General features: G+C 54.8%; 22 protein-coding genes and 1 other RNA gene. 7 read left to right on the forward strand and 16 right to left on the reverse strand.

Annotated elements, in window-relative coordinates:
* Positions 1–44: 44 nt before the first annotated feature.
* A complete protein-coding gene (locus D2E25_RS02845) occupies positions 45–779 on the reverse strand; it encodes a copper homeostasis protein CutC (protein ID WP_125979490.1) in 735 nt (244 codons plus the stop codon).
* 245 nt (positions 780–1024) lie between these two features.
* On the opposite strand from D2E25_RS02845, the gene D2E25_RS02850 reads away from it, so the two are divergent.
* The 4 genes from D2E25_RS02850 to fucP all read left to right on the forward strand — a co-directional run bounded on the left by D2E25_RS02850 (position 1025) and on the right by fucP (position 5343).
* Positions 1025–2236: an ROK family transcriptional regulator gene (locus D2E25_RS02850; protein ID WP_125979491.1), complete on the forward strand. Its 1212-nt coding sequence runs from the start codon at positions 1025–1027 to the stop codon at positions 2234–2236.
* A gap of 89 nt (positions 2237–2325) precedes the next feature.
* A complete protein-coding gene (locus tag D2E25_RS02855) occupies positions 2326–3237 on the forward strand; it encodes a carbohydrate kinase family protein (protein WP_125979492.1) in 912 nt (303 codons plus the stop codon).
* A 242-nt stretch (positions 3238–3479) separates the two neighbouring features.
* Positions 3480–3869, forward strand: coding sequence for a VOC family protein (locus D2E25_RS02860; RefSeq protein ID WP_125979493.1), 390 nt, complete (start codon positions 3480–3482; stop codon positions 3867–3869).
* 91 nt (positions 3870–3960) lie between these two features.
* The gene (gene fucP, locus D2E25_RS02865) at positions 3961–5343 is read left to right on the forward strand and encodes an L-fucose:H+ symporter permease (RefSeq protein WP_125979494.1); all 1383 of its coding nucleotides are present in this window, start codon (positions 3961–3963) and stop codon (positions 5341–5343) included.
* Between the two features lie 101 nt (positions 5344–5444).
* Here the strand turns inward: fucP and ssrA are convergent.
* The 13 genes from ssrA to mraZ all read right to left on the reverse strand — a co-directional run bounded on the left by ssrA (position 5445) and on the right by mraZ (position 20951).
* Positions 5445–5842: a transfer-messenger RNA gene (gene ssrA, locus D2E25_RS02870) on the reverse strand.
* 157 nt (positions 5843–5999) lie between these two features.
* Positions 6000–7031: a cell division protein FtsQ/DivIB gene (locus D2E25_RS02875; RefSeq protein ID WP_420897317.1), complete on the reverse strand. Its 1032-nt coding sequence runs from the start codon at positions 7029–7031 to the stop codon at positions 6000–6002.
* A gap of 407 nt (positions 7032–7438) precedes the next feature.
* The gene (gene murC, locus D2E25_RS02880; protein ID WP_125979495.1) at positions 7439–9004 is read right to left on the reverse strand and encodes a UDP-N-acetylmuramate--L-alanine ligase; all 1566 of its coding nucleotides are present in this window, start codon (positions 9002–9004) and stop codon (positions 7439–7441) included.
* A gap of 113 nt (positions 9005–9117) precedes the next feature.
* On the reverse strand, positions 9118–10290 hold the full coding sequence (locus D2E25_RS02885; RefSeq protein ID WP_125979496.1) for a UDP-N-acetylglucosamine--N-acetylmuramyl-(pentapeptide) pyrophosphoryl-undecaprenol N-acetylglucosamine transferase: 1173 nt from the start codon (positions 10288–10290) through the stop codon (positions 9118–9120).
* 122 nt (positions 10291–10412) lie between these two features.
* Positions 10413–11591 (reverse strand): peptidoglycan glycosyltransferase FtsW, encoded by a 1179-nt coding sequence (locus tag D2E25_RS02890; protein WP_241216989.1) that lies wholly within the window; start codon positions 11589–11591, stop codon positions 10413–10415.
* 154 nt (positions 11592–11745) lie between these two features.
* On the reverse strand, positions 11746–13179 hold the full coding sequence (murD, locus tag D2E25_RS02895) for a UDP-N-acetylmuramoyl-L-alanine--D-glutamate ligase (protein ID WP_125979497.1): 1434 nt from the start codon (positions 13177–13179) through the stop codon (positions 11746–11748).
* A gap of 81 nt (positions 13180–13260) precedes the next feature.
* A complete protein-coding gene (mraY, locus tag D2E25_RS02900; protein ID WP_125979498.1) occupies positions 13261–14367 on the reverse strand; it encodes a phospho-N-acetylmuramoyl-pentapeptide-transferase in 1107 nt (368 codons plus the stop codon).
* A 52-nt stretch (positions 14368–14419) separates the two neighbouring features.
* The gene (locus D2E25_RS02905) at positions 14420–15949 is read right to left on the reverse strand and encodes a UDP-N-acetylmuramoyl-tripeptide--D-alanyl-D-alanine ligase (protein ID WP_125979875.1); all 1530 of its coding nucleotides are present in this window, start codon (positions 15947–15949) and stop codon (positions 14420–14422) included.
* Between the two features lie 14 nt (positions 15950–15963).
* Entirely contained in the window at positions 15964–16902 is a 939-nt protein-coding gene (locus D2E25_RS02910; protein ID WP_125979499.1) for a UDP-N-acetylmuramyl peptide synthase, read from the reverse strand.
* Positions 16903–16993: 91 nt separating this feature from the next.
* Positions 16994–18808 carry a peptidoglycan D,D-transpeptidase FtsI family protein gene (locus tag D2E25_RS02915; RefSeq protein ID WP_125979500.1) on the reverse strand — a complete coding sequence of 605 codons (1815 nt, stop codon included), beginning with the start codon at positions 18806–18808 and terminating at the stop codon, positions 16994–16996.
* Positions 18805–19269 (reverse strand): cell division protein FtsL, encoded by a 465-nt coding sequence (gene ftsL / locus D2E25_RS02920; RefSeq protein WP_125979501.1) that lies wholly within the window; start codon positions 19267–19269, stop codon positions 18805–18807. The genes D2E25_RS02915 and ftsL overlap by 4 nt, the downstream gene beginning before the upstream one ends.
* A 15-nt stretch (positions 19270–19284) precedes the next feature.
* Entirely contained in the window at positions 19285–20325 is a 1041-nt protein-coding gene (gene rsmH, locus D2E25_RS02925) for a 16S rRNA (cytosine(1402)-N(4))-methyltransferase RsmH (protein WP_241216990.1), read from the reverse strand.
* A gap of 134 nt (positions 20326–20459) precedes the next feature.
* Entirely contained in the window at positions 20460–20951 is a 492-nt protein-coding gene (mraZ, locus tag D2E25_RS02930; protein WP_164514701.1) for a division/cell wall cluster transcriptional repressor MraZ, read from the reverse strand.
* A gap of 312 nt (positions 20952–21263) precedes the next feature.
* Here mraZ and D2E25_RS02935 point away from each other — a divergent pair, with 312 nt between their 5' ends.
* Both D2E25_RS02935 and serA read left to right on the forward strand, forming a co-directional pair.
* The gene (locus tag D2E25_RS02935; protein WP_125979503.1) at positions 21264–23543 is read left to right on the forward strand and encodes a HelD family protein; all 2280 of its coding nucleotides are present in this window, start codon (positions 21264–21266) and stop codon (positions 23541–23543) included.
* A 10-nt stretch (positions 23544–23553) separates the two neighbouring features.
* Positions 23554–24753, forward strand: coding sequence for a phosphoglycerate dehydrogenase (gene serA / locus D2E25_RS02940; RefSeq protein WP_125979504.1), 1200 nt, complete (start codon positions 23554–23556; stop codon positions 24751–24753).
* 177 nt (positions 24754–24930) lie between these two features.
* On the opposite strand, the gene nrdR is transcribed toward serA, so the two are convergent.
* Together nrdR and D2E25_RS02950 are read right to left on the reverse strand one after the other, a co-directional pair.
* A complete protein-coding gene (gene nrdR, locus D2E25_RS02945; RefSeq protein ID WP_125979505.1) occupies positions 24931–25395 on the reverse strand; it encodes a transcriptional regulator NrdR in 465 nt (154 codons plus the stop codon).
* Positions 25396–25452: 57 nt separating this feature from the next.
* Entirely contained in the window at positions 25453–25617 is a 165-nt protein-coding gene (locus D2E25_RS02950) for a LysM peptidoglycan-binding domain-containing protein (RefSeq protein WP_125979506.1), read from the reverse strand.
* A gap of 486 nt (positions 25618–26103) precedes the next feature.
* Here D2E25_RS02950 and lexA point away from each other — a divergent pair, with 486 nt between their 5' ends.
* The gene (lexA, locus tag D2E25_RS02955) at positions 26104–26814 is read left to right on the forward strand and encodes a transcriptional repressor LexA (protein WP_125979507.1); all 711 of its coding nucleotides are present in this window, start codon (positions 26104–26106) and stop codon (positions 26812–26814) included.
* The last annotated feature ends 24 nt before the right edge of the window (positions 26815–26838 follow it).

A 26838-nucleotide genomic window follows, 5' to 3' on the forward strand; every position in this document is an offset into this window, starting at 1 on the left:
GACTTGCGATACACCAAGCCACGCCGCAATCGCCGATTACTTCGTTACCATCTGCGCGCTGCGGCGACTGCAGCACGCACTATCTGCCTATCAGTCTCATCAATGTCTTCATGACCGCCGCCGCCAGGGCCACCGTTGGACGGGCGCGATCGGCGAGCAGAAAGATGCACTGAAGACACACCCGCATCCAACAATGCAGGAATGTCATCGATTGCAACACCACCGCCTGCTTGGATTTGAATGCGCCCACCTGCGTGTGATACCAGCGCTCGCAATTGATCGAGTCCTTCGATAGCGCGCGCAGCACCGCCGGAAGTGAGTACTCGCGTATATCCCATGTCGATCAATGCTTCCAGTGTTGCAAACCGGTTCGCCACCATATCAAAGGCACGATGGAACGTGATCTGCACCTTGCGATTACACCGCTCAGCCTCATCGCGAGCAGCTTGCACCAGTTGTTCAGCAAACGGCAAATCAATATCACCCTCTGCGGTCAGCCCACCGACTACTACGCCAGTCGCTCCTGCGAGAATCGCTGAACGAACGTCTGCAAGTTGCACTTGCTTTTCAACATCATCGTATGCAAAATCGCCGGCACGCGGACGAATCAACGCTTGCACTCCTTGTGGAACGCCCACATGCGTGCATGCTTGAATCAGCCCAAAGCTGGGAGTCATGCCTCCTGTGCGCAATGCCATACACAGTTCGACACGGTCCGCACCCTCTTCTACGGCGATGCGCGTGCCTGATACATCCTGTACTGCTATTTCAACCGTCATGCTCATCTCCTTTGACGCAACATTGCCGATGACTTCACTAGGCTATCATCCCCTGTTTCAGCGGCGCGTCGGAGGGAAAAGATAAGTGCCATAAGGCGACACGCCGTAGACCCCCTTGACTACCCATTTTGAGTTAACTGCGTTAATATATAAACATCGTTCAGATTCAACGACGATCATGAGACACGACGCAGATAGTCGGCAACGACTGCTGTGGCATAGGCGCAACCAACGAAGGAGTAGCGATGGGCAATATGGCCGGCACAGCCACATCAATCGCATCGGTCTCCGAATCGAACCGTTCGCGCATCATGCACCACCTCTACCAGCACGGTGTCAGCTCTCGGGCACAAATTGCAAAAGCCCTCGAACTCACCCCCGCAGCCATCACCAAAATCACCGCAAAACTCCTCGATGCAGGCGTTATCGAAGAAACCGGCGATCTTGAAGGCAGCAAGAACCGTCGCTCTATCGGACTGAAACTCGATAAAAACGCGTTCCATGTTATTGCCGTCAAATTCGCTCGCAGTCTGGTACAAATCGGTGTTTTCGACCTCGCCGGCACCCCGCTGACCGTACGTGACCTCCCGCAAATCACCGAGGACACCATCAGCGAAACAGTGAATCTGCTTCATGCGATCATCAACGACATGATCCATGCCGACTCCGCTATTGTCGCTGTTGGTATGGCTGTCCCCGGACCCTACCTGCGCCATATTGGCCGTACCGCAGTCGTCTCTTCGATGCGCGGTTGGCAGCGCGTCAACTTCCTTGATGAATTCGGTGGCGCTTTCCCCGTCCCCGTATTCGTTGAGCAAGACGCTCGCGCAGGCGCTTTCGCACAATACTTATTCGACCCCTCTGTTGCCGACGACGGTCTCGCCTACTACCTCATCGGCGAAGGCGTAGGCCTCGGCGTCATCGACCACGGTTCAATGATCAACGGCGCAATGGGAGCCGCTACCGAAATCGGCCACGTCAGCATTGACATTCACGGCAAACCCTGCGAATGCGGCAATGTTGGTTGCCTTGAACGCTACTGCTCTACTCCCGCTATTCACGAGATGATCGTCAATGAAGGCGACCTGATTGACAACGCCAGCCAGCTGACACACACGCAAGCTGCTCGCACCCTGTTTGCCATGGCAAAGCACGGCAACGAACGCGCGATACAGCTCGTTCGCCAAGTCGGGCAATACATTGGGTTCGGCTGCGTGACTATCTTCAACGCGTTTAACCCCGCGCAGATCGTCATCGGTGATATTGTCTCCGAAGCCGGCCCGCTCCTCCTCGACGAAGTCAAAACCGTTGTCAATCAGCACGTTATTCCTGAACTCAACGAAGCGACCACCATCACCCTATCCGAATTACCTGCTGATGCAGCGCTCGGAGGCGGTGCCGCAGTCGCCATTAACCAGTTCCTTGAGCATCCATCCATGTTCTTCGAACTCACGTAACCAACCTCGCAACAGCGAGATATGTAAGTTTTTCCAAATTTTCCAAACGGAAACCACTAACCACACCACATCCAATGAAAGGAACCATCATGGCCAAGCCAATTGTTCTGTCTCTGGGAGAACTCCTCTGGGATATGCTGCCCACTGGCAAGCGTGCAGGCGGCGCCCCCGTTAACTTCGCCTACCATGCGATGATGAATGGTACTGAAGGCTGGTCCATCAGCGCTGTTGGCGAAGACGAGCTCGGTGACGAACTGCTTGTCGAGGCTGAGAAGGCTGGCATTCACACCATTATTCAGCGCAACGCATGGCCGACCTCCACCGTTGAAGTAGCGCTCAAGAACGGTATTCCGGAGTACACCATCGTTAAGGGTGTGGCATGGGATCACCTGCTGCTCACCCGCCAGCTCATCGAAGTTGCCGAGCAGGCTGACGCTGTATGCTTCGGTACGCTGGGCCTGCGCTCCCCTGAATCGCACGACACGATTATCGAGCTGCTCAAGCACACTAAGCCGTCCGCAATGAAGTTCTTCGACATCAACCTGCGCGGTGACCACTACTCCAAGGAGCTCATTGAAGAGCTGCTCGGTTACGCTACCGTGTTCAAGATCAACGATGCTGAACTGCTGCTCCTGCGCGACATGTTCGATATCCGCGGTACTTCCGACGATGAGGCTTGCCGTTGGTTCATGACCGAATACGGCCTGGATTACGTGATCCTGACCGGCGGTTCCACCTTCTCGACCATCATCTCCAAGAACGGCGAGTCCTCCACGCTCAATACCCCGCATGTTGAGGTCGTTGACACCGTTGGCGCTGGCGACTCGTTCTCCGGCACGTTCACCGGCAAGATTCTCACCGGCTCCACGCTGGCACAGGCTCACCGCGCTGCTGTGAACACTGCTGCATTCGTGTGCACGCAGGCTGGCGCATGGCCGAAGTACCCGGAAGTCATGCCTGACTATCTGGCCGAAACTGAAAAGGCGTCAGAAGCCGAGTAAGCATGCGAGCGCACTAGCGCTCAACGCAGCATTGATGGTCTGAGGTCTGCGGCCGAAAACCATCAGAAACGCAGCTATGGCGGCACAACAACGATGTCGCGTCGCCATAGCCTCCCCCCACTCATCCTCATTCATTGCAGTATCACCGTCTACGGTGTGCCTTCGCGTACCTGTTTTCGGCTGGACTGTGCCAGTTTCACATCGATCTACTACAACCAACAACCAAACACAAAGGAGTAATCATGGCCATTCAGGATACCGTCACTGGTGTGCAGCACGTCGGCATTCCTACCACCGATCTCGAGGGCACTATTGCCTACTATGAGAAGCTCGGTTTCGAGTGTCTCGGCATCTACCCGAACGGTGACGATCGTTGTACGTTCCTGCGCTTGAACAACCTCACGCTCGAAGTGTGGACGATGGATCCGACCCCGATGGAGAACGGCGCAATCAACCACTTCGCACTTGACTCCAAGGATATTGAAGCATCGTTTGCTGAAGCACAGAAGCTTGGCCTGAACTTCGTTGAAGGCTCTATCCAGCACATCGACACGTTCTGGGAGCACGGCATCCGCTACTTCAACGTGCTTGGCCCCAACCACGAGGTCATCGAGTTCTGCCAGATCATGTAACTGTCGCCTGTTGGTGTGTGGCAACTCAGTAACTGCTAGTTGCCGCACACCAGCTTCACTCACGCAAAGAAACAACAAGGGGAATCACATCATGAGCAACACAACCGCCGCAAAGACGCCGTGGGTAGAGAGCCCAGACGGCTACCTTGACCGCACACCGGTCCTCCAGTTCGCAATGACCTCAGTGCTGTTCGCCTTCTGGGCGATCGCCTCCAGCTTGAACGACGTGCTGATCACTCAGTTCAAAGCCGTCTTCGAGCTGAGCGACATGCAGACCGCGTTCGTGCAGAGCGCTTTCTACGCTGGCTACTTCATCATCGCTATCCCAGCCTCCCTGTTCATTAAGAAGACCAGCTACAAGGTCGGTATCATGACCGGTCTCGCGTTCTTCGCGCTCGGCTGCTTCATCTTCTTCCCAGCCTCCCGACTGGTCACCTATGAGGTCTTCCTGTTCGCTATCTTCGTCGAAGCGATCGGTCTGAGCTTCCTCGAGACCTCCGCCGACACGTATGCGACGCTGCTTGGTCCGAAGCGTTTGAGCACGCTGCGCCTGAATGTCGCGCAGACGATGAACGCGCTCGGCCTGCTCACCGGTATCCTGCTGGGCAAGTACCTCGTGTTCCAGGATTCTAACCTGCACACCGAGATGGAGAAGCTGCGCGCCACCGATCCGGCCAAGGCTCTCGAATATGGTTCCGACCAGCTCAGCCGCACGCTGCAGCCGTACATGGTCGTTATGGCGATCATGCTCCTGTTCATCGTGTTGTTCGCGATTGTCAAGTTCCCGAAGTGCCGCCCGCAGACCAAGGAAGGCGATGTTGCCAAGGCTAAGCTTGGCGAGACGCTGAGCTACCTGGGCCACAACGGTCGCTTCTGGCAGGGCATCGCCGTACAGTTCATCTACATCGGCGCGCAGACCGGCATCTGGTCGTTCACTATCCGACTGGCTCTGAACATCTCCGAGCAGGCTGGCGCTCCGATCTCCGACCGCGACGCGGCAAACTACATGATCATCAGCTACATTATCTTCTTCGCCGGCCGTATCTCCGCCAGCTACCTGCTGTCGAAGTTCCGTGAGACGCGCGTGCTTGCTGCGTACATGATCATCGGCTTCCTGGTGTTGCTCGGCACCGCGTTCATCCCCGGTATGGCTGCTGTTTGGCTCGCCGTGCTCGTGTCGCTGTTCCTGGGACCGGGCTGGCCGACGATCTACTCGCGTACGCTCAAGACCGTCGAGGATCGCCGCCACACCGAGACCGCCGGCGCCATTATCGTAATGGCTCTGGTTGGCGGCGCTATCCTGCCAATGGCTCAGGGCGCACTCTCTGATGCGACCTCGATGCAGTTCTCCTTCATTCTGCCGGCTATTGAGCTGCTGATTGTCGGCCTGTACTTCATCACCGAATTCAAGCGTGACAAGTACACTCCGGCCCAGCTCAAGGCTATGACTGAAGAGGGCAAGATCGAGAACTGACTTGCTTGTCAGTCGTAATCTGCAATAACAATAGCCGCTTCTCCCCTGCCCGAGCAGGAAAGAAGCGGCTATTGTTTTCGCGTTTGCGTAATCTCACGCGTTCGTGGAGTCGCGGGGAATTGAACCCCGGTCCGATGACCGTACCCTCAGTCTTCTACGTGCGTAGTTCACTGGCCAAGATGGCAGTTTTTCTGCCCCCGCCTATGTCGTGAACAACGGGCGGCGAGCATATTCGCAGTTAAAGTCCCTGAATCACCCTGCAACGCAGTGACTCAAGCAAGTCTTTTAAACGACGCTCAGCATCCCCCCAAAGACGAGAGGGAGTGAACGGAGCGGCTGCTCACTGGTTAATCCTGGCGCGAAGCTCAGGCAGCGAGAGCGAACTCAGTGCGGTTAGATTTAGCACTTATTCTTTTGCCGGGGGCATCCACGAGCGGACCCGGCGTTCTCGGCACGCTTCCCTGCGACGAACAGGTCACCGTCGAAACCGATCGACCCCAATCTTGAATTATCAAGCTCCGGCCCAAAAACCGGACATCTCATTGTATCCCAATATCGTCAGCGCGCAAGCCCCGCGTGGCTATGCCGCCAGCGAACGAGCGATCGCACGCCTGCTACTGCCGCGTGCGCCAAGCATGCACGCTGTGCGCACGTCATCATTTGATAATCGGACGGCTGGGAGCAGAAACATCAACTTGATGCTTATCGCCGATCTTGGTGGGATCGTTGATGAGCTTATCGACAATCGCAGCTTTCAACTTCAAATCTGAGGAGTCACCCCACACTACCGTATAGGTGCCGCTCATCTGCGTAGTGATGGAATCCTGCGTTTTAGCCGTTACTTTCGTAATAGTCTGCCGCATCGTATCCGGCAGGCCACCAAGTACTTTCAACGCTTCCTTGACTGCACGATTATTCAGCCCACGGTTAACATCGCTGACTTCAATAACCGGAATGCCCTCGGTAGAAGCATCGCCAACAGCGTTCAGCACACGTGCTTTACGGTCTACCGCAACCATTGAGCCATCGGAGCTTTTCAGCATTGCCGCCGGCTGCTGTGCTTTCACCGCAACCGACAGCGAGCGCGGATAGTGTTTGACAACGGTTGCTTGAGTCACGCCAGGAATTGACTGCAGTTGTGTACTGACATCGTCAGTAGACACCAATAGCAGTGATTTTCCAGCTTGTTTGCCAGCAATGTTGAGAACGTCGCGTTCGCTCACCCACTCATTGCCGCCTGTAACACTAATTTGCGACGTCTCAAGCCGGAATACTGTAGAGAAGAACAATAGCCATACGAGCGCGCAGACGGCAGCGATAGCAGCGACGATGGCCGTAACACGCAGTGCGATAACGCGCACGCTCGCCTTGCGTTTCTCACGCAAACGCGCATCAAAATCAAGGACTTTTGGCCGTGTGGCAACCCCGAGCACGCCAACGTTTTCGTTGAGTGTTTTCGAAACAACATCGTCGCTATGCAAACGCCGTGCGTCAACAAATCCACCTTCGCTGGATCGCTCAACAGTGCCAGAATTCACTGTGCGTGAGCCGGTTTGCGGCCGTGCAGGCGAGGCGGAACGTGCACTTGTGCGAGAGCTAGTGCTGCGCCCGAAACGTCGGCTTACTGCAGCCTGCGTTTGCCGTGTACGCGTGCGACTGCGCGACGACGAACGTGAGGTGCGTGGTATAGAACCGGTACGAGGCGAGCTTGTGCGCGCAGATCCTGTACGCGAAGTACCCGTTGCAGAGGCGGCAGATTCGCGTTCAGCTTGCGAACGTGTGTCTGTGCGCGCAGACTCAGTGTTGCGCACTGTACGCGCACTCGTGCGTGTTGAGCGCACTGGTCTTGACACGCGCGGTTTGCGCCCTACGCGCGGCATAGTACCGGATTGCGTGTGACTGTCGGTGTCAACGCGACGAGCAGCAGTATTGCCGCTGCCAGCAGTGCTACTGGAATCTGCGGAACGTGTGTTTCCGGCTCCAGCGTTTCCAGTCACCGTGCGGCCAGATGAAGTCACACTGCGACCAGTACCGGCCCCGTGAGCGCGTGAAGCAGCGGACCCCGCAGCGCCAGATCGAATAACCCTGCCTGCCATTAGCGCTCACCGGCGCTGTAACGCGCGTCGAGGGCGTGCAGAATCACCTGAGTCATCGTCGTAATATCACCGGCACCAACCGTAAGAATGACATCACCTGGGTTGGCGCGCATCGCAAGCATTTGCGCAGCAGTATGCATGTCATCAACTGCGCTAATCCACGATGCTGGATCGTGCGCAATATCTGCCGCTGCATCAGCGATAGTACGCGCTGAAATCTCAGGGAAATCCTCTTGCTTTTCACGCGCGGGGAAAATGCCGGTGACAATCACATCGTCGGCAAGGCTTAATGCTTGTGCGAATTCGTGAGCGAAGAACTTCGTGCGCGAGAACAGGTGCGGCTGGAAGAGTACGCGAAGTACTGCCTGCGGGTAGCGGCGGCGTGCAGCATGCAAGAGCGCGTCGATTTCCGTAGGATGATGCGCATAATCATCCACGACCGTCACATCGCCAACGCTGCCACATACTTGGAAGCGTCGTGCCGCACCCAAGAATGACGATGCAGCTTCAGCAGCCTTGTGCGGGTCAAGTCCTAGCAGCATTGCGGCCGTAATCGCCGCCGTAGCATTGCGCGCATTATGAATACCAGGAATTGCTAGGCGAACCGGCAGATTCAACGGCTGTGCGGCACCAATAAGTGCAGCTGGCACGCACATGGTGAATTGTTCAACACCACTATCAGCTTGTTCGCTTTCGGAAGTGATTGTCACGAGCGTGGCACCGTTGGTGTCACCGAACTGTTCAGCAGTCTGTGTCGTCGTGATAATAGTGTGCGCGCTGATTTGCGGGTCGAGTGCGCGCAATACTGCTCGTGCGCCTTCATCGTCGCCAGACATGATGACATAGTTTTTCGCGTGTCCTGCGTGTTCTACGAACGCTGCGCAATAGTGTTCTTCGGTACCGTAATGGTCAAGATGATCGGCTTCAGCGTTGGTGATGATGGCAATATCGGGATGATATTTTTCGAAGCTGCCATCAGACTCGTCCGCTTCTGCAACCAGTACTTGACCTTCGCCAGCATGGCCACCGTCCAGCGTGCCACCACCGGGCGCTTGAATAGAGCCGCCAATAGCGTAGCTTGGATCAGCGAGCGCTCCTTCGCCAGCGTGCACGAGAATATGTGCGAGTAGTGAGCTCGTTGTGGTTTTGCCATGTGCGCCAGCCACGGTAACCGCACGGCGATCGTTCATCAGCAGGGCAAGAATATCGCTTCGATGCACGATAGCTTTACCAGCTTCGTGAGCTGCAACGATTTCAGGATTGTCCGGCTTGATAGCGCTGGAATACACTACGGTTTGCGCGTCAGCGACGTTTTGTGCGCGCTGACCAAATTCAACAGTGATGCCTAGTGCTTGCAGTCGCTCCGTTTTAGAGCTGGCCTCGCGGTCAGAACCGTCAACAACAACGCCACGCTCGTGCAGCATTTCAGCAAGCACGCTCATGCCGGCGCCGCCGATGCCGATGAAATGGGTTCGCCCTAAATCAGCAACCGTAGCGTGCGCGTCAAATGCGGCACGAGTCGGATCAAGGATGGCGGTTTCGGCATTGGTAAGGGTTTCAGACACGGCAAATTCTCCTTGGGATATTCAGCTCATCCCATTATGAGCGAGGCGCCCCCCAAGGGGCACGCTTCGCATGAATGTTGTACGGCACGTATAGAGGTTGTTGTGCGCGAATACTAACGAATCAGTCCAAGTACACGACGAGCCATCACGTCTGCTGCATCGCGAATACCATACTGCCAAGCGCACTGCCCCATGTTGGTAAGCGCATCTTCATCCGCTAGCAGTGCAGGAATGTGCGAGCTTACCCACACGTCAGTGAATTCACGGTCGGCGATCATTACGCCACCGCCAGCGTCTACTACTGGTTGCGCGTTGAATCGCTGCTCACCGTTACCGATCGGCAGCGGCACATAAACGGCAGGCAAGCCCAGCGCGGCGAGTTCGGAGACCGATCCGGCACCAGAACGGCAAATCACCAGATCCGCACAAGCGAACGCTTCATCAATACGCTCAAGATATTGCGCCACATGATAGTCGCCTTGGCCAGCTGAATCGGGGCCAATACCAGTGAGCACTTCTTTGCCAGCGGATGCGCTTACTAGTGCGCGTACTTCGTCGATTTTGCCCTTGCCGGTCAAATGGACGATTTGCGCATGGCGCAGGAGGGTTGCAGCACTAGAAGCTACTGCACGGTTGAGGCTGACTGCACCCAGGGAGCCGCCGGTAACCAGGATCATTGGGCGCGTGGGGTCGAGACCGAGTGCTGCAGCACCTTGTGCGCGTGCAGCTGCACGATCGGTCGTAAAACGATGAGCGAGATCACTGATTGCTGGACGCAATGGTAATCCAACGCGCTCAACCGTCGCTGTTTTACCAGGTTTCAGCCCTGTGTTCTCATATACAGTGCCGATAAACGCAGCGTGCCGAGCGCCAAGCTTGTTGGCCATGCCAGCACGCGCATTTTGCTCATGAATGGCAACCGGAATACCCATTTTGTGCGCTGTAGCATACGCAGGCGCGGACGCGTATCCGCCAAATCCCACAACAACATCGGCTTGGCGGCGGGTCAGAATGTCACGGACTTTGCGTGTTTCGCGAATCCATTTCGCGGGGAATTGCAGCATGTACAGGTTTGGTCGGCGTGGGAATGGCACCTTGTCAATCACGTCGAGTTCGAAACCGGCTTGCGGTACCAGGTCGCGTTCGAGGCCGACTGCAGTGCCGATAACGCTGACATGCGCATCGGGGTCAATACGACGGATAGCGTTGCCGACAGCGAGCAATGGATTGACGTGACCTGCGGTTCCACCGCCGGCCAAAACAATGTGGGCTGATGATGCACTCATAGTCTACGAGCTTAGCGCGTGCGGCGACGAATAGCATTGATGACAAGCCGTCATGCACGACACGCGCACGAGATCATGCGCTCGAAGTACATGGCATGTGCGCGTGCAGTGCGTGATGGCACTTATGCCTTAGACGAGTCGGCTTTAATCTGCGGTTGCGATCGCATCAGGCTTGCTGCCACTCCGGCTGCAGCAAGACACATAATCAATGATGAGCCGCCTGCGGATACGAATGGCATAGGAACGCCCATAACGGGGAACACGCCAACAACAACGCCAATATTGACCAGCGCTTGGCCAACAATCCATACCGTAATACACAGCAAGCTGATCGACACGTATCGGTCTTTCGTTTGCAACGCAACACTAATCATGCACCAGCCGAGTACTACGAACAGTACGATCACAATAGCGGCGCCAACAAACCCTGTTTCTTCGCCAATAATGGCGAAAATAAAATCGTTATGCGCCTCAGGCAGATAATTCCATTTTTCGCGTGAATTACCAATGCCTACGCCGAGTAATCCTCCGGATGCTAACGCATACCGCGCGTGCATTGACTGGTAGCACACGCCTTGTATGGCATCGCCAGTGCAGTCCTGATACGCTGCCAGCACGCGGTTGAGACGGTTTGGGCTTGTAACGACTAGCGCGCCAACACCAACAACACCCAGCAAGGCTAGTCCGGCTAAGTATTTGACAGGGAAACCGCCGAGAAGGAACGCCACGAAGCCAATAAACAGGACGATCATGCCGGTTCCCAAATCCTTGCCCATCATGACCAGTCCAAGGCAGAGCACATATAGCGCTGAGGGTACTGCGTATGCTTTAAGTCCTTCGCGTGTATAGAGTTTCTTCGCATTATGCAGTGCGGAAGGCAACCAAATACACAGTGCAAGTTTGGTAACCTCAGCCGGCTGCATAGTAAATACGCCAGGTTTACCAATCCAACCAGCGTTACCATTAACTTCCACACCGAGTGGCGTAAAGGTAAGCATCTGCAGAAAAATGGCGAATACCAGTGCACCAAATCCCAGTCGCTTATACACCACAGCTGGCATGCACATGAGCAGAACGCCGACAATCATGCCGAGCACACAGTACATGCCTTGGCTAATCGCCTGCTTAAACGGGGATGCGCCCGCAGCTACCATCGACACCGTGGAGCTGGAGAACACCATAATCACACCAAAGCAGGTGAGCACTACCACGGCAGCACGGAATCCGTGATAACACCACAGCGGATTGAGCAAACTGCGGATGCCAGTGTACCGGCTGAGCACATCAATATCATCGTCCATCGTCGACGTGCGAACTGTACGCTTCGCGTCCCCGCGCGCAAACGTGCTGCTCGCAGTGCTGGCAGCGTCTTGCGTGCGCGAGGAGCGTGTGGATCGTGGAGTTCGCGACTGTGATGATGACGACTGTGACGATGATGCCGCCGTTCGACGCGGCTTACCCACGCCGACCATGCTGCTCAACCCACCGCTCAGATTCAGTGGCAAATCGGTTACCGCGGTCAGCATAGGAGACGAATTGGTCCATGGAAGCGCAAGCCGGCGCCATCAATACCACATCACCAGCCGTCGCATACGCTCCAGCCGCATCAACTGCGCGGGCCATAACAGTCTCATTGTCAGCTGGATCAATGATGGTAGTAGGAATATCCGGCGCGCTCGTCGCAAAAGCGTCGATCATCGGCTGCTGATCCTTGCCAATAATGACTGCAGCCTTGATCGTATGTGCTTGATCAGCAACCAGCTGTTCGAAACGACTGCCCTTCGCTAATCCGCCAGCAATCCACACCACGCTCTTAGGCGCAAAGCTGCTCAGCGAGGCGCGTGCAGCATGCGCGTTTGTTGCCTTGGAATCATCGACGAAGCGAATCGTACCGCCATCAACATGAGCGGTAGCAACCGTTTGAATACGATGACCGCCGGGAGCAAAAGCGCGCAATGCTTCGAGCGCACGATTCACATCGGCACCAAGACCAAGTGCTAAAGCGAGCGCAGTAAGCGCGTCAGCCAGCAGATGCGGGTAGATTGTGCCGTCCGGCTCGCACAAGTGCGGGAATTCACGCACAGCAGCCACACGATGAGGCTCTCCCAGCTTGCCACCAGCAATGCCGCTCAAATCCACAATCCAACCATCTTCGACACCAATTTGGCCACTCTTCGGAACTCCGAGCGTAAATCCAATACGACGGCAGCTAGGAGCGGTTTGTGCGGCCTGAGCTAAAGCGGTCACGCGCTGATCGTCGGCATTGTAGACGAGCGCACGCTGTACGCCGTGGAACACTTTCGACTTGTCGGCAGCATAGTTTTCGATACCGTCATGCCAGTCAAGGTGATCATCAGCGATATTGGTAATTGCTGCGCAATCCAATGCTAGTGAATACGTGAAATGCAGCTGGAAAGAGCTTAATTCCACGCACAGGGCATCGTTGGCTGGGTCAATCGCAGCATGCGAGACAGCCTTGCCAATATTGCCTACAGCTGGCGCAGTCAATCCGCACGCGGTTAGCATTGCGGAAGTCATCTCCGTGGTGGAGGTCTTACCATTCGTACCGGTAATACCCACCCATGGCGCAGGCTTACCAGTGCGCTCGTTGTTGGCGCGCAGTAGCCATGCGAGTTCAACTTCGCTCATCACAGGAATACCGCGGCGCTGTGCTTCAAGAATGAACGGCGTACGCGGATTGAATACCGGCGACGTCATGACGAGATCAACGCTATCCCAGTCAATATCGTCGAAGGAATGCAGATCAGCTTCCGGCTTGCGCTCATCGACGCCAATTACGTGCGCGGCGCGTGTCCGCAGCACGTCAACCATGCTTCGGCCGGAAATACCAAGGCCTGCTACTACAACCGTTTTATCGCTCAGATCCATCGTTCCACTCCCCTTTCGTGGGTTTGCTGCCCGCTGTGAACGTTTCGGAATACTTGAAGTTGCTGTTATGTGTTATTGAATTCAGTTGAATAGCAGACCGGAATGCACTACCCAATCGCCGTAGAACAGTGTCAATCCAGTGATGACGAACAAGAATTCAACCATCCAGAAACGCACCACGACTTTGCCTTCACTCCATCCGAGCAGCTCAAAATGATGGTGGATTGGCGCCATTTTGAACACGCGACGGCGAGTGAGCTTAAATGAAGTGACCTGGATGACATCGCTCATCGCTTCGATAACGTACAGGCCGCCAATGATGACAGCCAAAAACTCCGTGTGCGTTGCAATCGACAATGCGCAGAACAGACCGCCAAGCGCTAGGGAGCCGGTGTCTCCCATGAACACTGTTGCTGGGTTCGAGTTGTACCACAGGAAGCCGAAGCATGCGATGGCCGCGCATACGGCAATAATCGTCAAATCAAGCGGGTCAGATACTGCATACGAGTAGCCTTCATGCGTGCCGCCTTTAATGTGGTAGCTTTCCCAGAAGGCGATAATGCCGTAGCCTGCAAAGGCGATCATCGATGAGCCTGCAGCCAGACCGTCAAGACCATCGGTTAGGTTTACTGCATTCGTCCACGCGGTCATCAGGAAGTTCACCCATACCACGAAGAGGATGACAGCAATCACACTGCCTGCAAACGTAAAGGTGATAAACGGCTTTTCGATAAAGCTAATACCCGGTTGTGCACTGGGGAAACCGGATTTGGTAGGAATAAGCAGTGCGAGCACCGCGTAAATCGTACCGAAAATAAACTGGCCAATAAACTTAGCTTTCACTGACAAGCCAAGGTTTTGCTTCTTGCGCACTTTCGCAAAATCGTCAATAAAGCCCAACAGACCCATAGACAGCATGGCAAACAACACCAGCAGTGCCGAGGGAGAAGGCACTTGGCCGAGCCTGAAGAAACGGTACAGTGCGGAGGCGAGCCAGCCCAAGATGATAGCGAACACGATCGCTAAACCACCCATTGTTGGCGTGCCACGTTTAATCTGATGCGACTTCGGACCGTCCTGTCGAATGTACTGGCCGTAGTGCAGCTTATGCACGGTGCGGATCAGCAACGGCGTACCGGTCAGCGTAACGACCAGCGACACCACAATTCCAATGATGAGCGAAATCAACTCAGCACTCCACTTCCTACTCGTCCCGTATTCATTGGCGCGAATTATGCCATCAGGCGGCCGCGCCCGGCTCCCCTGCTGCTGACCATCGTTCAGCCAGCGCACTCAAACCAGAAAAATGCGATCCCTTCAACAGCACCACCGTGTCAGCATGCTCGCGAGCCAATTCAGCAACACGCGCATCAGCCTGATCGGCGTTATGCACCCAGTCTACTGAGGCAGTGGTATCGCCGTCAGTGTGCTGAGCATCCTGCTCGCCTTGAGCAAGCGCCTGGCGTGCTCCATCAGCAATCGCACCAGCCAGCTGATCAAAATGTTCGTCAGTTGCATTGCCAACTGCCACCACAGCATCAAGGCCAAGTCCCGCAGCATACGCGCCAATAGACTCGTGCAACGCCTTCTCGTCACCGCCAAGCTCAAGCATGGCACCAAGTACAGCGACACGGAACGGCTTGACGCCACCGCGACGCCAACGTGCCAGTCCATCAAGACCAGCCTTCATGGAATCAGGATTAGCGTTGTACGAATCGTCAATCAGCGTAAACTGGCCGCCTGCACGCTGCACCGCAGACACCGCCATACGATGAGGACTAATACGCGACTGTGCTGCCAACGTTGACGCAATATCCGTCAACGACATGCCAAGCGTGCGTGCCACGCTCGAAGCTGCAAGCGCATTCATCACATTGTGCGCGCCGCAAATACCCAGCGTTACCGGTACGCGTTCGCCATCAGCAGCAATCATGGTGAAGGAAGGATGATCAAGATCATCAGTGGTGATATCACGCGCAGTCAACAAGTCAACGCGACCATCATGCTGGTCTTGAATGCCAAACCACAGTACGTCACCAGGAGCAATAGCAGCCATTGCGGCTACATGCTCATCATCAGCATTCAGTATTGCCGTACCACCGGGAACCAAGCCCTGCACGATTTCGCTTTTTGCTTGCGCAATACGTTCCACCGAGCCAAATTCGCCCAAATGCGCGACACCGACCTTGAGTACCACTGCAATATCTGGCGGGGCAATACGCGTGAGTCGAGCAATCTCACCAACATGGCTTGCACCCATTTCTGCAACAAGGAAACGCGTACGCTCCCCCACTTTGAGTGCAGTAAGCGGCAAACCAATCTCATTGTTGAACGAGCCAACAGGTGCAACGGTCGGGCCAACTGTTGACAGCAATGCGGCAGTGAGGTCCTTGGTCGTTGTTTTGCCAACCGAGCCGGTAATACCAATAATCGTGAACGGTTCACCGCTTGCACGGCGGGCAGCAATATTGGCGCGAGCCAGTGCGCCTAGTGCATCAACCGTATCGTTCACAATGATCTGCGCAACCGGAGCCTCAACCTCGTGTTGTACCAGTGCGACTGCAGCACCCAATTGGGCTGCTTTCGCCACAAAATCATGCCCGTCAACACGCTCGCCAGCGATGGCGACGAATACTGAGCCTTCGCGTACTTGACGCGAATCGCTCACCGCGCTGGTTACTACAGCGTCAGCATCGTGCACAGCGGTTTGCGGTACGATCAACCGTCCGTTCACTGCCTGCGCGACCTGCGCTACAGTCAGCGGCATCATCGTTGCCTCGTCGTTCATGCCTGTTGATCCTCCTTATGGGACTGCGTATAAGACGGTTCACGGTGCGCGAGCTCGTGGGAGACGCGCAATGCGCTACGAATATTGCTTTTGCGCACACCGGCTGCCATTACCATGGCGATCGCAAGCGATAGTTCCCGAATACTTTCGCGATCATGTGCAAATGGTGCTCCAGCTGCAAGCAAATCAGATTCTTCATCGCTGGCCGCAATATGCGTTTGATCGTCAACAATAAACCCATAGTGACTGGCGAGCTGCTCAGTAAGCGAACGGCGGTCATCGGGCAGAATGTGAATGCGTTCCACGCCGATAACATCAACGTTCACGCATGTCAGCGCATCCGGTTGCAGCGTGCGATCATCCAACGCGATTACTACAGCCGCAGCACCATCTTCTACGCATACTGACAGCGTTTGCTGTACGTCAAGAATGGACAGTGGATAGTGAAGATCCAGCTCACGTTCCAATGATTTAGACCCTGCTGAGGTAATAACTCCCACAGGATTGCCGAGCATATGCAAGAATTCAGCAACATAGTCAACGTACGGCTCAACGCGATCAGCATCATCAGCGCTGACTACGAACACAGCGAGTGAATTCGATGGCGTACCAGCGAGATCACTGGCAAGCCGGCCCAGTTGTAGTGGGGTCAAGCGCGCGCGACACAACGGTAGTTCAGTGCGATCGCCAGGCAAACGTAGTGATGGTGGCACCAACGCTGCATACGCGCCTCGCGTCTGCGCTTCAGCAATTCGTTTAACATCTACGCTCTGCGCGGGCACGTACAAGCATCCTGGGCGCACCGAATCAATATCATCGGCAATCGAGGTGACCGTCACTCCCGAGGCAAACGGTGGGTCTAATTCGAACCCATACCGCTCAGCCATATCACCTAGCGTCATGCGCCCGGCAACAGCTTCGCTCACTGCGCTCATCGTCCCACCTTTCCCTCGACGTTCATCATGATTTCCTCATATCCTCCAGAACCGTTGTGGTTCGCTACGGTTTGTTCCGCTGCTGATATGCTCACCAGTCCACTGCAATAGCATCGTTGCGCGGGCTCGAAACGGGCACATCGTACTTCTGCATAAGGAATTCACCGATCTGCGCAAAAATCGGGCCTGCAGTCACACCGCCATACGTGCCAGCCGGATCCTTCAACACCACAGTAATCACATACTGCGGATTGTCGGCCGGAATCATACCGGTGAAGTCAGCGACAATAGAGGTCAGTCGGCCATCAGCACCAGCAACCTCAGCAGTACCAGTTTTTGCCGCAATACGGTAGCCGTCAACGTGCACGAGCTTGTCGTACGATTCAGCAACTGACTCCATGGCGTTCTTCACATCCGACGCAACCTGCTCGTCCACAACACGCGTGGCACTGCCCGAAGTGGGAGTTTCTACCGTGCCATCAGCGTGCGTAATCGACTTGATCAGCGACTGCTGATTGCGCACACCCTTATTGGCGATAGTGGCCACCACGTTAGTCAACTGGATAGCGTTCGTTGTGTAGCCTTGGCCGAACAGCACCGTATTGGAAGTACGACCATCCCACGCTTCAGGAGAGCGCAGCACGCCTTGCGATTCGCCAGGAATGTTCAAACCGCTGGACTGCCCAACACCAAACTTGGTGAGGAATTCGTAGCGTTGCTCATTGGTGTACTGTGCGGATGCCATCACCACGCCAACGTTCGACGAGTTTTTAATAATGCCCGCAAGCGTCCAATGCTCATCGCCATGCGATGACGAATCGTGATATTCCTGACCGTTCTTCGTATAGGAGTACGGCACGGTGAACTTGTCAGTAGCCTTATGCAAGCCGGTTTGCAGCAAGCCAGCCATCGTAATGACCTTGCCCACCGAGCCTGGTTCAAACGTTTGGCTGACTGCACGCGCAGTATTGAGCTTGGCATCATCACTGCCAGCCTCATACTCGTCAGTGTCTTCAAGAGCAAGAATTTCTCCAGAACCGACCTTTTGCACAACGGCAATACCCCATGCCGCGCCACTCTTTTCCTTGCCCTCTTTCAACGCTTTCTTCACATACCAGTCAACATCATGGTCGATCGTCAATGCCACGTCCGAGCCGTTAACCGCATCCTTGGAATCGGTCATGGTACCGGGGATTTCCTCGCCACCATTGCCCTGCTGGTACACAACATAGCCGTCAGTACCGTTGAGCGCCGAATTCTCCATTTGCTCAATACCAGCAACGCCCGTATTCGAATCGTCAACGCCACCGAGCAACGCACCGAGCTGCGTGCCATTGGCGTATACGCGCTGGCTCGACAACGTGCCATACACAATGCCGCCCAAATGCAGGTTATCAATAGCTCGCTTCACAGCCGGTTCCACGTCCTTTTTGATAACCACATACCGGTTCGTACCAGTCAGTTTGGCGCCCAACTCCATGGAGTCAAGGCCCAGCACAGGCGCGAGCAGGCGCGCAATAGCAGCCGCTCCCTTAGCGCCAACACGCTTACCGTTGACTTTATGGCAGAATCCAGCTTTTTCAGCCTGCTTCGTACCGCAATTAATCGGTTCGAACGTTGAAGCAAGATACGGGTCACCAATAATGGTGTAGCGTTCGACGCTTTGCGCAAGTACCGTGCCGTTCGTATCAGTAATACGACCGCGCATAGCCTTCACCGTAACTTTGCGCGTGCGCGCATCAGTTGCAGCCTGCGCAGTAGTCTGACCGTCAATAAGCTGAATCGAAGCCAGTTTGATCATGCACGACGAGGCAATAAGCGCCAAAACCACGCCGATCGCAATGCATTCAGCAGCAAACCGGCGGGCTTTAGCGAATTTGACAAGCGAAGTGATGGCCTTGATCATTGCGCAGACCCCTTGCTGGGCGTATACCCATTGAGATCAATCGTGATGGAATCCTGGGAAGGAACCATGCCCATTTTCTGCGCTTTATCAGGCAGTGAAGCAATTAGCGCATCAAGTTTGGCACGATCATCCTGCACATCCTGCGACAAGACGTTAATGTGATTCTGCACTTCAGAAGCTTCAAACGAGTTCTGTACCATCTGCGTGCGCAGCATCAACGCGCCAAGCAACGTCGACAGCAAAAATGCCACCGCAATAACAATATGAATCAACGGCGTGCTGCGCGTACGCGTCCACGCAATCAGTCGACGGAAACGTTCAGCCATACCATCAGGGCTCTTGTCTGAACGCGTGCCATCAACAATATGCAACTGCGGACGCGATGCTGGACGCGCCTCGCTTGGTGCGCGTCGTCCCGCAGGCGCGGCGCTTGAGCGAACCGTTCGCGATGTGGATGCCATGTCAGTCCCCTGCTGTCAGTAAGCGATCGATGTTGAAGTCTGTTGATTATGTTGTGTACGCTTTGCGCGGCCTCGTCGACTGGACTGCTCACGCTGAGAGCGCTCGCGTCCTTCACGTGAGTTCTGCTGTTCGAACTGTTTGCGCCACCGCTGCGGCAGTGGTCGTACCAGTTCCACACCGCGCAGCCTTACTGAGGCTGATCGCGGATTGCCCGCAATCTCTTGCTCGTCGGCTTTCATCGCGCCTTTAGTGATCGCGCGGAAGAACGGTTGCGCGTCGTCAGGAATAATTGGCAATCCGGCAGGCGCATCTACCTTGAGTCCTTCATTCATGAATGACTTCACTGTTTTGTCTTCCAAGGAATGGTATGACTCAACGACTAAGCGGCCGTGCGGAGCCAATCGCTGCGCAATCTGCGGCAGTGTTCCAGCAAGCTTGTCGAGTTCGCCGTTCACTTCAATACGCAGTGCTTGGAACACGCGCTTAGCAGGATTGCCTGCGGGGCGGTGCGCTTGCGGCACGGTTTCATCAACCAATCGATTGAGTTGCCCCGAAGTGGTGAGCGGTTCATGGTCACGTACGGCAACAATACGGCGAGCGATTTGCTTCGAGAATCGCTCTTCTCCGTAGGTGCGGAAAATACGCACAAGATCTTGCTCAGAATACTCAGCTAAGATGCGCGCAGCAGTCAGCGGCTGGCTGACATCCATGCGCATATCGAGCGGAGCGTCATGCGAATAGGAGAAACCGCGATCGGTTTCATCAATCTGCAAACTGGACAAGCCGAGATCCATGAACGCAGCATTCACCGTACTAATGCCCAGATCATCAAGCACGTCACCGAAAGCATCAAACGCAGCATGCACGGGCGTGAAACGATCAGCCAATCCTTCTCGACGAATGCGTTCAGTAGCCATTGCGAGCGCTTCAGCGTCACGATCAATGCCGATCAGGCGTGCGCCTGGAGCCGCCTTGAGAAAAGCGATCGTGTGTCCTGCCAATCCCAATGTGCAATCTACAGCAATAGCACCCTCGCTCGCGAGCGCAGGCGTCATTAAATCTACGCATTGCTGGAGCAATACGGGTTGGTGGATGGCAGCAAGGTCGGTGGAGCGTGATTCGACATTGCTGGCACTGTTTACACTGTCAGTGACAGTGCTGCCAAAGTTAGTATCAGTCAGGTTGTCCATCAGAAATCCACCGCCGGTAGTACGTCGTCGGCTATGTCGGAATAGCCTTGTTCTTTCTCGTTGAGATACTGCTCCCAAGCCTCGCGGTTCCAGATTTCGGCGCGAGTGCCTACACCGATTACTACGATGTCGTTGCCGAGATTCGCGTAATCGCGAAGCATTTGTGGCACGAGCACACGTCCTTGCTTGTCTGGGTCTTGGTCAACCGCGCCGGAGAGGAATACGCGTAGGTAATCGCGAGCGGCTTTATTACCCATTGATGTGCGCTGAATCTGTAGCGCGATCCTGCGAAATTCACTTTGCGGTAGCAGATAAATGCAGCGCTCCTGCCCGCGCGCCATAACAAGGCCCGGTCCGAGTTGTGTACGGAACTTGGCTGGTAAGGCAATGCGGCCTTTAGCGTCAATTTTGGGCGTGTAGGTGCCCAACAACAGCGGAGGCAAACCGGCGAGATCCAGCCCCGCAGTAGGGTTCGAGGCAGGGTTCGGCACGCCCTGCGGTGCCGTCTCATCAATCACCGGTTCACCTCCTTTGCATTAATCCGCATACACCAAGTCACCACTTTACCCCACTCGTCACCATCTTCCCCCACGAAAATGTCTTTTTGACGTGTTTTCGGTGCTCATCCTCCACATCCGGCGATTCGCGGCTGACAGATACCCCCGCGTGCCGTGTCGCACTGTCATGACAATCGCCGCTGAGCTGCATTGCTCACGTGAACGTTCGTATGCCCTTTGCGCTACATTAGATTGCCTTGAGTTTCACCCCTGGACCATTGGCACTTCACGAGAGAGATGGACAGAATGTCGGGATTTTCCTCGCAGCTGCATGAAGAACAGCAGGCCGTTGACCGCGCCTATAACCGCCTAGACGCATTACGCGCACAGAACCGTTCTCGGCTTGACACCGTGCGCGCAGCCGGCTCGCACGGCTCGCCCACCCAGCGCACTGAGCGTGACTCCTTCGCCACCATGTACGAGGACCGACTCACCCAGCTGCGCGCTGTTGAGGATCGGCTCGTGTTCGGCCGTCTCGATGATGTGCACGGCAAACGCAGGTACATTGGGCGCATTGGATTGGCCGACGAGAAGCATGAGCCGATTTTGACGGATTGGCGTGCCGAGGCAGCGCGCCCGTTCTACGAGGCCACGCCGTCCAATCATGGTGACATTGTTATGCGCCGCCATATCACACTCAACTTCCGTGAAGTTGTTGGCGTGGAAGACGAAGTGCTTGACATTCACTCTGAGCAAGTCGGTAAAGCTTCTTCCGCCGGTACACTCACCGGCGAAGGCGCTCTGCTGGCATCGCTCAGCTCGCGACGCACTGGCAAAATGACCGATATTGTTGCCACAATCCAAGCTGAGCAGGATCGTATTATCCGCTCTGATATGGCTCATGCTGTTATCGTGCAGGGTGGTCCTGGTACCGGCAAAACTGCAGTCGCATTGCACCGTGCCGCATACTTGCTGTATACGCATCGCAATACATTGCAGCGTTCTGGCGTGCTGGTTGTTGGCCCTAGCTCTACGTTCTTGCATTACATTGACCAGGTGTTGCCGTCTTTGGGTGAAACTGGTGTAGTCAGTCGTACGATTGCTGATCTCATCCCTGGTATTACTGCTACTGCGCACGATGCGCCTCGAGCCGCCATGCTGAAAGGCGATCGGCGTATGGCGCAAGTGATTGCGAACGCAGTCGCCGCTCGCGAACGTGTACCCCGCGATCTGCCAACTATTCATGTCAACGGTCTGGCCGTGCGCATGACTGCTACTGACGTGCAGCATGCCATCGAACAGGCGAAGCGCACTCGTCAGCCGCATAATAAGGCTCGCGACACGTTTGTGCAGTCAATGCTGATGTCATTGCGCGATCGTTACGCAGAACAGCTTGACTATACGCCAAGCCAAACGGAGCTTTCACAGGCACTGTCGCAGCTGCGCATGAATGATAAAGTGCGTATCGCGTTGAATCTTGCTTGGTTGCCTATGAATGGACCATGGCTGATTGATCATTTGTGGGCCAATCCAGCACGCCTGCGCGCATACGCCCCCTGGCTGTCCGACGAGGATATTGCGACGCTGACGCGACCGAAGGGTTCGCCGCTTACTGTGTCGGATATTCCGCTGCTTGATGAGGCTATGGAATTGTTAGGCACCGATCCGAAGACTGCAGCTCAGCAGGCTGCTCGCGACGCCAAGCGCGCTGAAGAAGAGCAGTTTGCTCGCGATACGCTTGCGCAGGCTGGTATTGGTTCAGGTATTGTGACCTCGCAAATGCTTATTGACCATATGAATGGTGCAGGCGATGAGATGACTGCTCAGCGCGCAGCGGCTGACCGTGAATGGACGTACGGGCATATCGTTGTTGATGAAGCGCAAGAATTGACGGCAATGGACTGGCGCATGCTCATTCGTCGTTGCCCGTCTCGTTCCTTTACGATCGTGGGCGATGTGGCGCAGACTGCGGCTCTTGGCGGCACGCGTCGCTGGAACAGCACGATGGATCGCCTGTTTGGCGAGCATAACTGGGAGCTCAATGAGCTGACGATTAATTACCGTAATCCGCAGGAAGTGTCGCATCTTGCCTCTCGTTTTGCACAACATGAAGGCTTGTATATTTCCACTGTGAACGCGGTACGTACTATTCCTGATGCAGTACAGCGTGTGACAGTGAAGGATCAGGCTGCATTGAGCGACGAGGTTGCGCGCGTTGCCACGCAACTTGCGCAGCGGTTTGTTTCTGCTGATGGCACTGGACGCGTAGCTGTTATCGCTCCGGATTCGTATCTCGACACGCTGAGCAATGCGATTCTGTCTCGTCTTCCCGACGCTTTGGGTCAAGAAGAAGCGGCGCGTATTGCGCGCCAGAAAGAGTGGGATGCGCAGGTTGTTGTCACTTCTACTGAAGCGGTGAAAGGCCTTGAATTTGATGCTGTGGTGGTAGTTCAGCCAGGGCGTATCGAAGAAGACGCTCCATCGCGTCTGGTAGCTGCCGCTGACTTGTATGTGGCAATGACTCGTCCGACACAGCAGCTGTTCATCGTGCGGACCGATGATGACGAAATCGCCCTGAACCTCTAAGGTGGTGGACATGGCAAAAGCGTTACTTCTGGAGAACATTCATCCCTTCGCCGCGCAATCGCTGCGCGATCATGGCTTCGAGGTCGAAACCATGCAGGGCGCGCTTGGCGAGGACGAACTCATCCGCGCCCTTGATGGCGTGGACCTGCTTGGAGTGCGATCCAAGACGAGCGTGACCGCGGCAGTGATTGATGCATGCCCATGGCTGACTGCCGTGGGATGCTTCTGCATTGGTACTAATCAGGTTGATCTTAACTATGCGGGCAAAAAAGGTATTGCCGTGTTCAATGCCCCATATTCCAACACGCGTTCCGTGGTCGAACTGGTGATTTGCGACATTATCTGCTTGATGCGTCGTATTCCGGCGCATACACATCACATGCGTCACGGCTTATGGGATAAGTCTGCCTCGGGTTCGCATGAGGTGCGTGGCAAAACGCTGGGCATTATTGGTTACGGCAATATTGGCTCTCAGCTGTCTGTGCTTGCTGAAGCATTAGGCATGCGCGTGGTGTTTTACGACATTGAAGAAAAGTTGGCAATGGGTAATGCACACCGTTGCGAAACGCTCAACGAGCTGTTGGAACAGTCTGATGCAGTGACGTTGCATGTTGATGGCCGCAAGTCTAATACTGGCTTCTTTGGCGAGGATCAGTTCGAGCATATGAAGCAGAACGCGATTTTCATTAACCTATCGCGTGGTTTTGTTGCTGATCTTGATGCGCTGAAGCGTCATCTTGATTCTGGTCATTTGTCTGGCGCTGCGGTTGACGTGTTCCCGGTTGAGCCGAAGAAGGTTGGCGATCCGTTCCATACGGAGCTTGCTAATGAGGACAATATGATTCTCACTCCGCATATTGGTGGTTCCACGCTGGAAGCTCAGGAGTCGATCGGTCATTTTGTGTCACAGCGTCTTGAAGATTATTGGAGCAAGGGTTCCACGATGCTGTCGGTGAATATGCCGCAGCTCACGCTTGGCCCTTGCAAGGGAGCAGCTCGCATCGCTCACCTGCATGCAAATCTGCCTGGTGTGCTTGCTCGTGTGAATCATGTGCTGGGCGAGCGAAACATTAACATTGCTGCACAGTCTCTTGGCACTGAAGGCGAATTGGGTTATGTGGTGACTGATGTGTCGCAAAAGCCTGATCAGGAAACGCTCGATGCATTGAGCCATATTGAAGGCACAATTCGTATGCGCGTGATTAGCTGATAGCGATGCTGGTTGCTTGCAGCCGAGTTGTACGCGCGCAAAGGGTACAAGACAAAGCTAGCGATTCGTAGCAAGTGGGGGTGTGACCGTGTTGAGTCACACCCCCACTTGCATGATGTAATACATGCGCGCGTCTATGTGCAGCACATACACGCGTGGCACATGCAGCAGTGTCCTTTACGCCTGTTTATCTGCAGCCTTCTCCTTGCGCAGTTCATCGATAGCACGCTGGAAGTCTTCTAAACCATCGAAATTCTGGTACACGCTAGCAAATCGCAGGTAGGCAACCTCATCCAGATCGCGAAGCGGCTCGAGGATTGCTTTACCGACATCGTCAGAATCAACTTCAGCTAAGCCACGAGAACGCAGATCTTCTTCAACGCATTGGCCGAGTTTCTTCAAATCATCCTCATCGATCGGCCTACCTTGGCAGGCTTTACGCACACCAGAGATTACTTTCTTACGGTCAAATGGCTCAACATTGCCGGAGCGTTTACGCACCAGAAGCATGGTGCTTTCTACAGTCGTAAACCGCTTGTGGCAAGTCTGGCATACCCTACGACGACGAATAGAGTACCCATCATCACTAATTCGTGTATCGATAACCTTCGTATCGGCGTTCTGACAATAAGGACAATGCATGACCTCAGAATAGCGTACCGCCTGACAAAACAAGGTCATGCGTCACCTCTTCAGTGTTTATTCCACTGGCACAATGATCTTTTGCCCAGCATGCAACGTCATATCATCAAGCCCATTCATGGCGATCAAATCATCTACCGTATCGCGAACATCACCACCTTTCGGCGTAATATCTTCCGCATACGACCACAACGTATCCCCCGGCTGCACGATATAGCTCATCGTGCTCGTCTGTACAGCAGAACGAGCTTGAACCGGACCAAACACAAGCACAGCAATACTAATCAACACCGCAACGAAAAACGCTAATGGCCAACGCGTACTACTCACCGTGCGGCGATTGCCTGTGCGTGACAAAGAATGCCGATTGCGCTGATGGCAAGCTCCATCAAGCGTTACTCCCCCAATTGACTTCTTGCTATGCGTTACAGCATATGTGCCGCTTCGGCTGTTCCTTTGATCCACGTGAATATATGCATGAGAGCGCACAACCCGAGGAGCGGCTTGATCGCCTGTATGAATACCAGACATCATCGTCGGTGCCATATACGCCATAATTCCACCACCTTCTCGAACAAAAGTTCTATCGAACAGGTGTTCTGATTATGGCACATCTGTTCGACTTGTGCAACACGCTGTGTCGAACAGATGTTTGATTTCACGTGATGTTCACGTTATGCTGGATGCATCATACGAAAGGAGCCCAGCGTGAGCACCATACCCTTCGAACCGAAGCAGGCTGCCAGCCGTCAGGGCCGGCCTACACTCACTGACCGGCAGCGCAAGGTCCTTGATGCTATTCGTGACCACGTTACGCAGCAGGGCTTTGTTCCATCTTTTCGTGAGATTGGCGAAGCAGCTGGGTTAAAAAGTCCTTCTTCTGTTAAACATCAGCTTCAAGCATTGGCAGAAAAAGGCTATATTCGCATGAACGCCAATAAAGGGCGTGCTATTGAGCTTATTGATGATCTTCCTCGGGAGAGCACACAGGTTGCCACTGTGTTGCCATTCCCCACGAGTAGTGAATCCAGCGAATCAATTCAGGAATCGCGGGATGTGCCGCTGGTCGGTCGTATTGCCGCTGGTGTGCCTATTACGGCTGAACAGCATGTTGATGATGTGATGCGTTTGCCGGAGCGGCTTACTGGCACTGGTAATTTGTTCATGCTGGAAGTGCATGGTGATTCAATGGTGGATGCTGCGATCTGCGATGGTGATTATGTCGTAGTTCGTGAACAGCATTCTGCAGTGAATGGCGATATTGTTGCAGCACTACTTGGCGATGAAGCTACTGTGAAGACTTTCCGTAAGGAAAATGGGCATGTGTGGCTTATTCCTCACAATCCTGCTTACTCTCCTATTGATGGCACGCACGCGCAGATTATGGGTCGTGTAGTTACAGTATTGCGAAAGCTGTGATCAACGTCGCTTGATCGTTGTGTT

The sequence above is a fragment of the Bifidobacterium goeldii genome, assembly GCF_003951095.1.
Lineage (GTDB): Bacteria > Actinomycetota > Actinomycetes > Actinomycetales > Bifidobacteriaceae > Bifidobacterium > Bifidobacterium goeldii.

Bases quoted from the DNA above. Each gene is read 5' to 3' on its own strand.
- D2E25_RS02845 (WP_125979490.1), bottom strand. From the start codon at position 779: ATGACGGTTGAAATAGCAGTACAGGATGTATCAGGCACGCGCATCGCC.
- serA (WP_125979504.1), top strand. From the start codon at position 23,554: ATGGCAAAAGCGTTACTTCTGGAGAACATTCATCCCTTCGCCGCGCAA.
- D2E25_RS02905 (WP_125979875.1), bottom strand. From the start codon at position 15,949: ATGATGCCGCTGACTGTAGCGCAGGTCGCGCAGGCAGTGAACGGACGG.
- D2E25_RS02935 (WP_125979503.1), top strand. From the start codon at position 21,264: ATGTCGGGATTTTCCTCGCAGCTGCATGAAGAACAGCAGGCCGTTGAC.
- D2E25_RS02910 (WP_125979499.1), bottom strand. From the start codon at position 16,902: ATGAGCGCAGTGAGCGAAGCTGTTGCCGGGCGCATGACGCTAGGTGAT.
- D2E25_RS02890 (WP_241216989.1), bottom strand. From the start codon at position 11,591: ATGGACGATGATATTGATGTGCTCAGCCGGTACACTGGCATCCGCAGT.
- murD (WP_125979497.1), bottom strand. From the start codon at position 13,179: ATGGATCTGAGCGATAAAACGGTTGTAGTAGCAGGCCTTGGTATTTCC.
- rsmH (WP_241216990.1), bottom strand. From the start codon at position 20,325: ATGACGCCTGCGCTCGCGAGCGAGGGTGCTATTGCTGTAGATTGCACA.
- fucP (WP_125979494.1), top strand. From the start codon at position 3,961: ATGAGCAACACAACCGCCGCAAAGACGCCGTGGGTAGAGAGCCCAGAC.
- D2E25_RS02950 (WP_125979506.1), bottom strand. From the start codon at position 25,617: ATGAGCTATATCGTGCAGCCGGGGGATACGTTGTGGTCGTATGCGGAA.
- D2E25_RS02885 (WP_125979496.1), bottom strand. From the start codon at position 10,290: ATGAGTGCATCATCAGCCCACATTGTTTTGGCCGGCGGTGGAACCGCA.
- ftsL (WP_125979501.1), bottom strand. From the start codon at position 19,269: ATGGCATCCACATCGCGAACGGTTCGCTCAAGCGCCGCGCCTGCGGGA.
- D2E25_RS02915 (WP_125979500.1), bottom strand. From the start codon at position 18,808: ATGATCAAGGCCATCACTTCGCTTGTCAAATTCGCTAAAGCCCGCCGG.
- D2E25_RS02860 (WP_125979493.1), top strand. From the start codon at position 3,480: ATGGCCATTCAGGATACCGTCACTGGTGTGCAGCACGTCGGCATTCCT.
- nrdR (WP_125979505.1), bottom strand. From the start codon at position 25,395: ATGCATTGTCCTTATTGTCAGAACGCCGATACGAAGGTTATCGATACA.
- D2E25_RS02855 (WP_125979492.1), top strand. From the start codon at position 2,326: ATGGCCAAGCCAATTGTTCTGTCTCTGGGAGAACTCCTCTGGGATATG.
- D2E25_RS02850 (WP_125979491.1), top strand. From the start codon at position 1,025: ATGGGCAATATGGCCGGCACAGCCACATCAATCGCATCGGTCTCCGAA.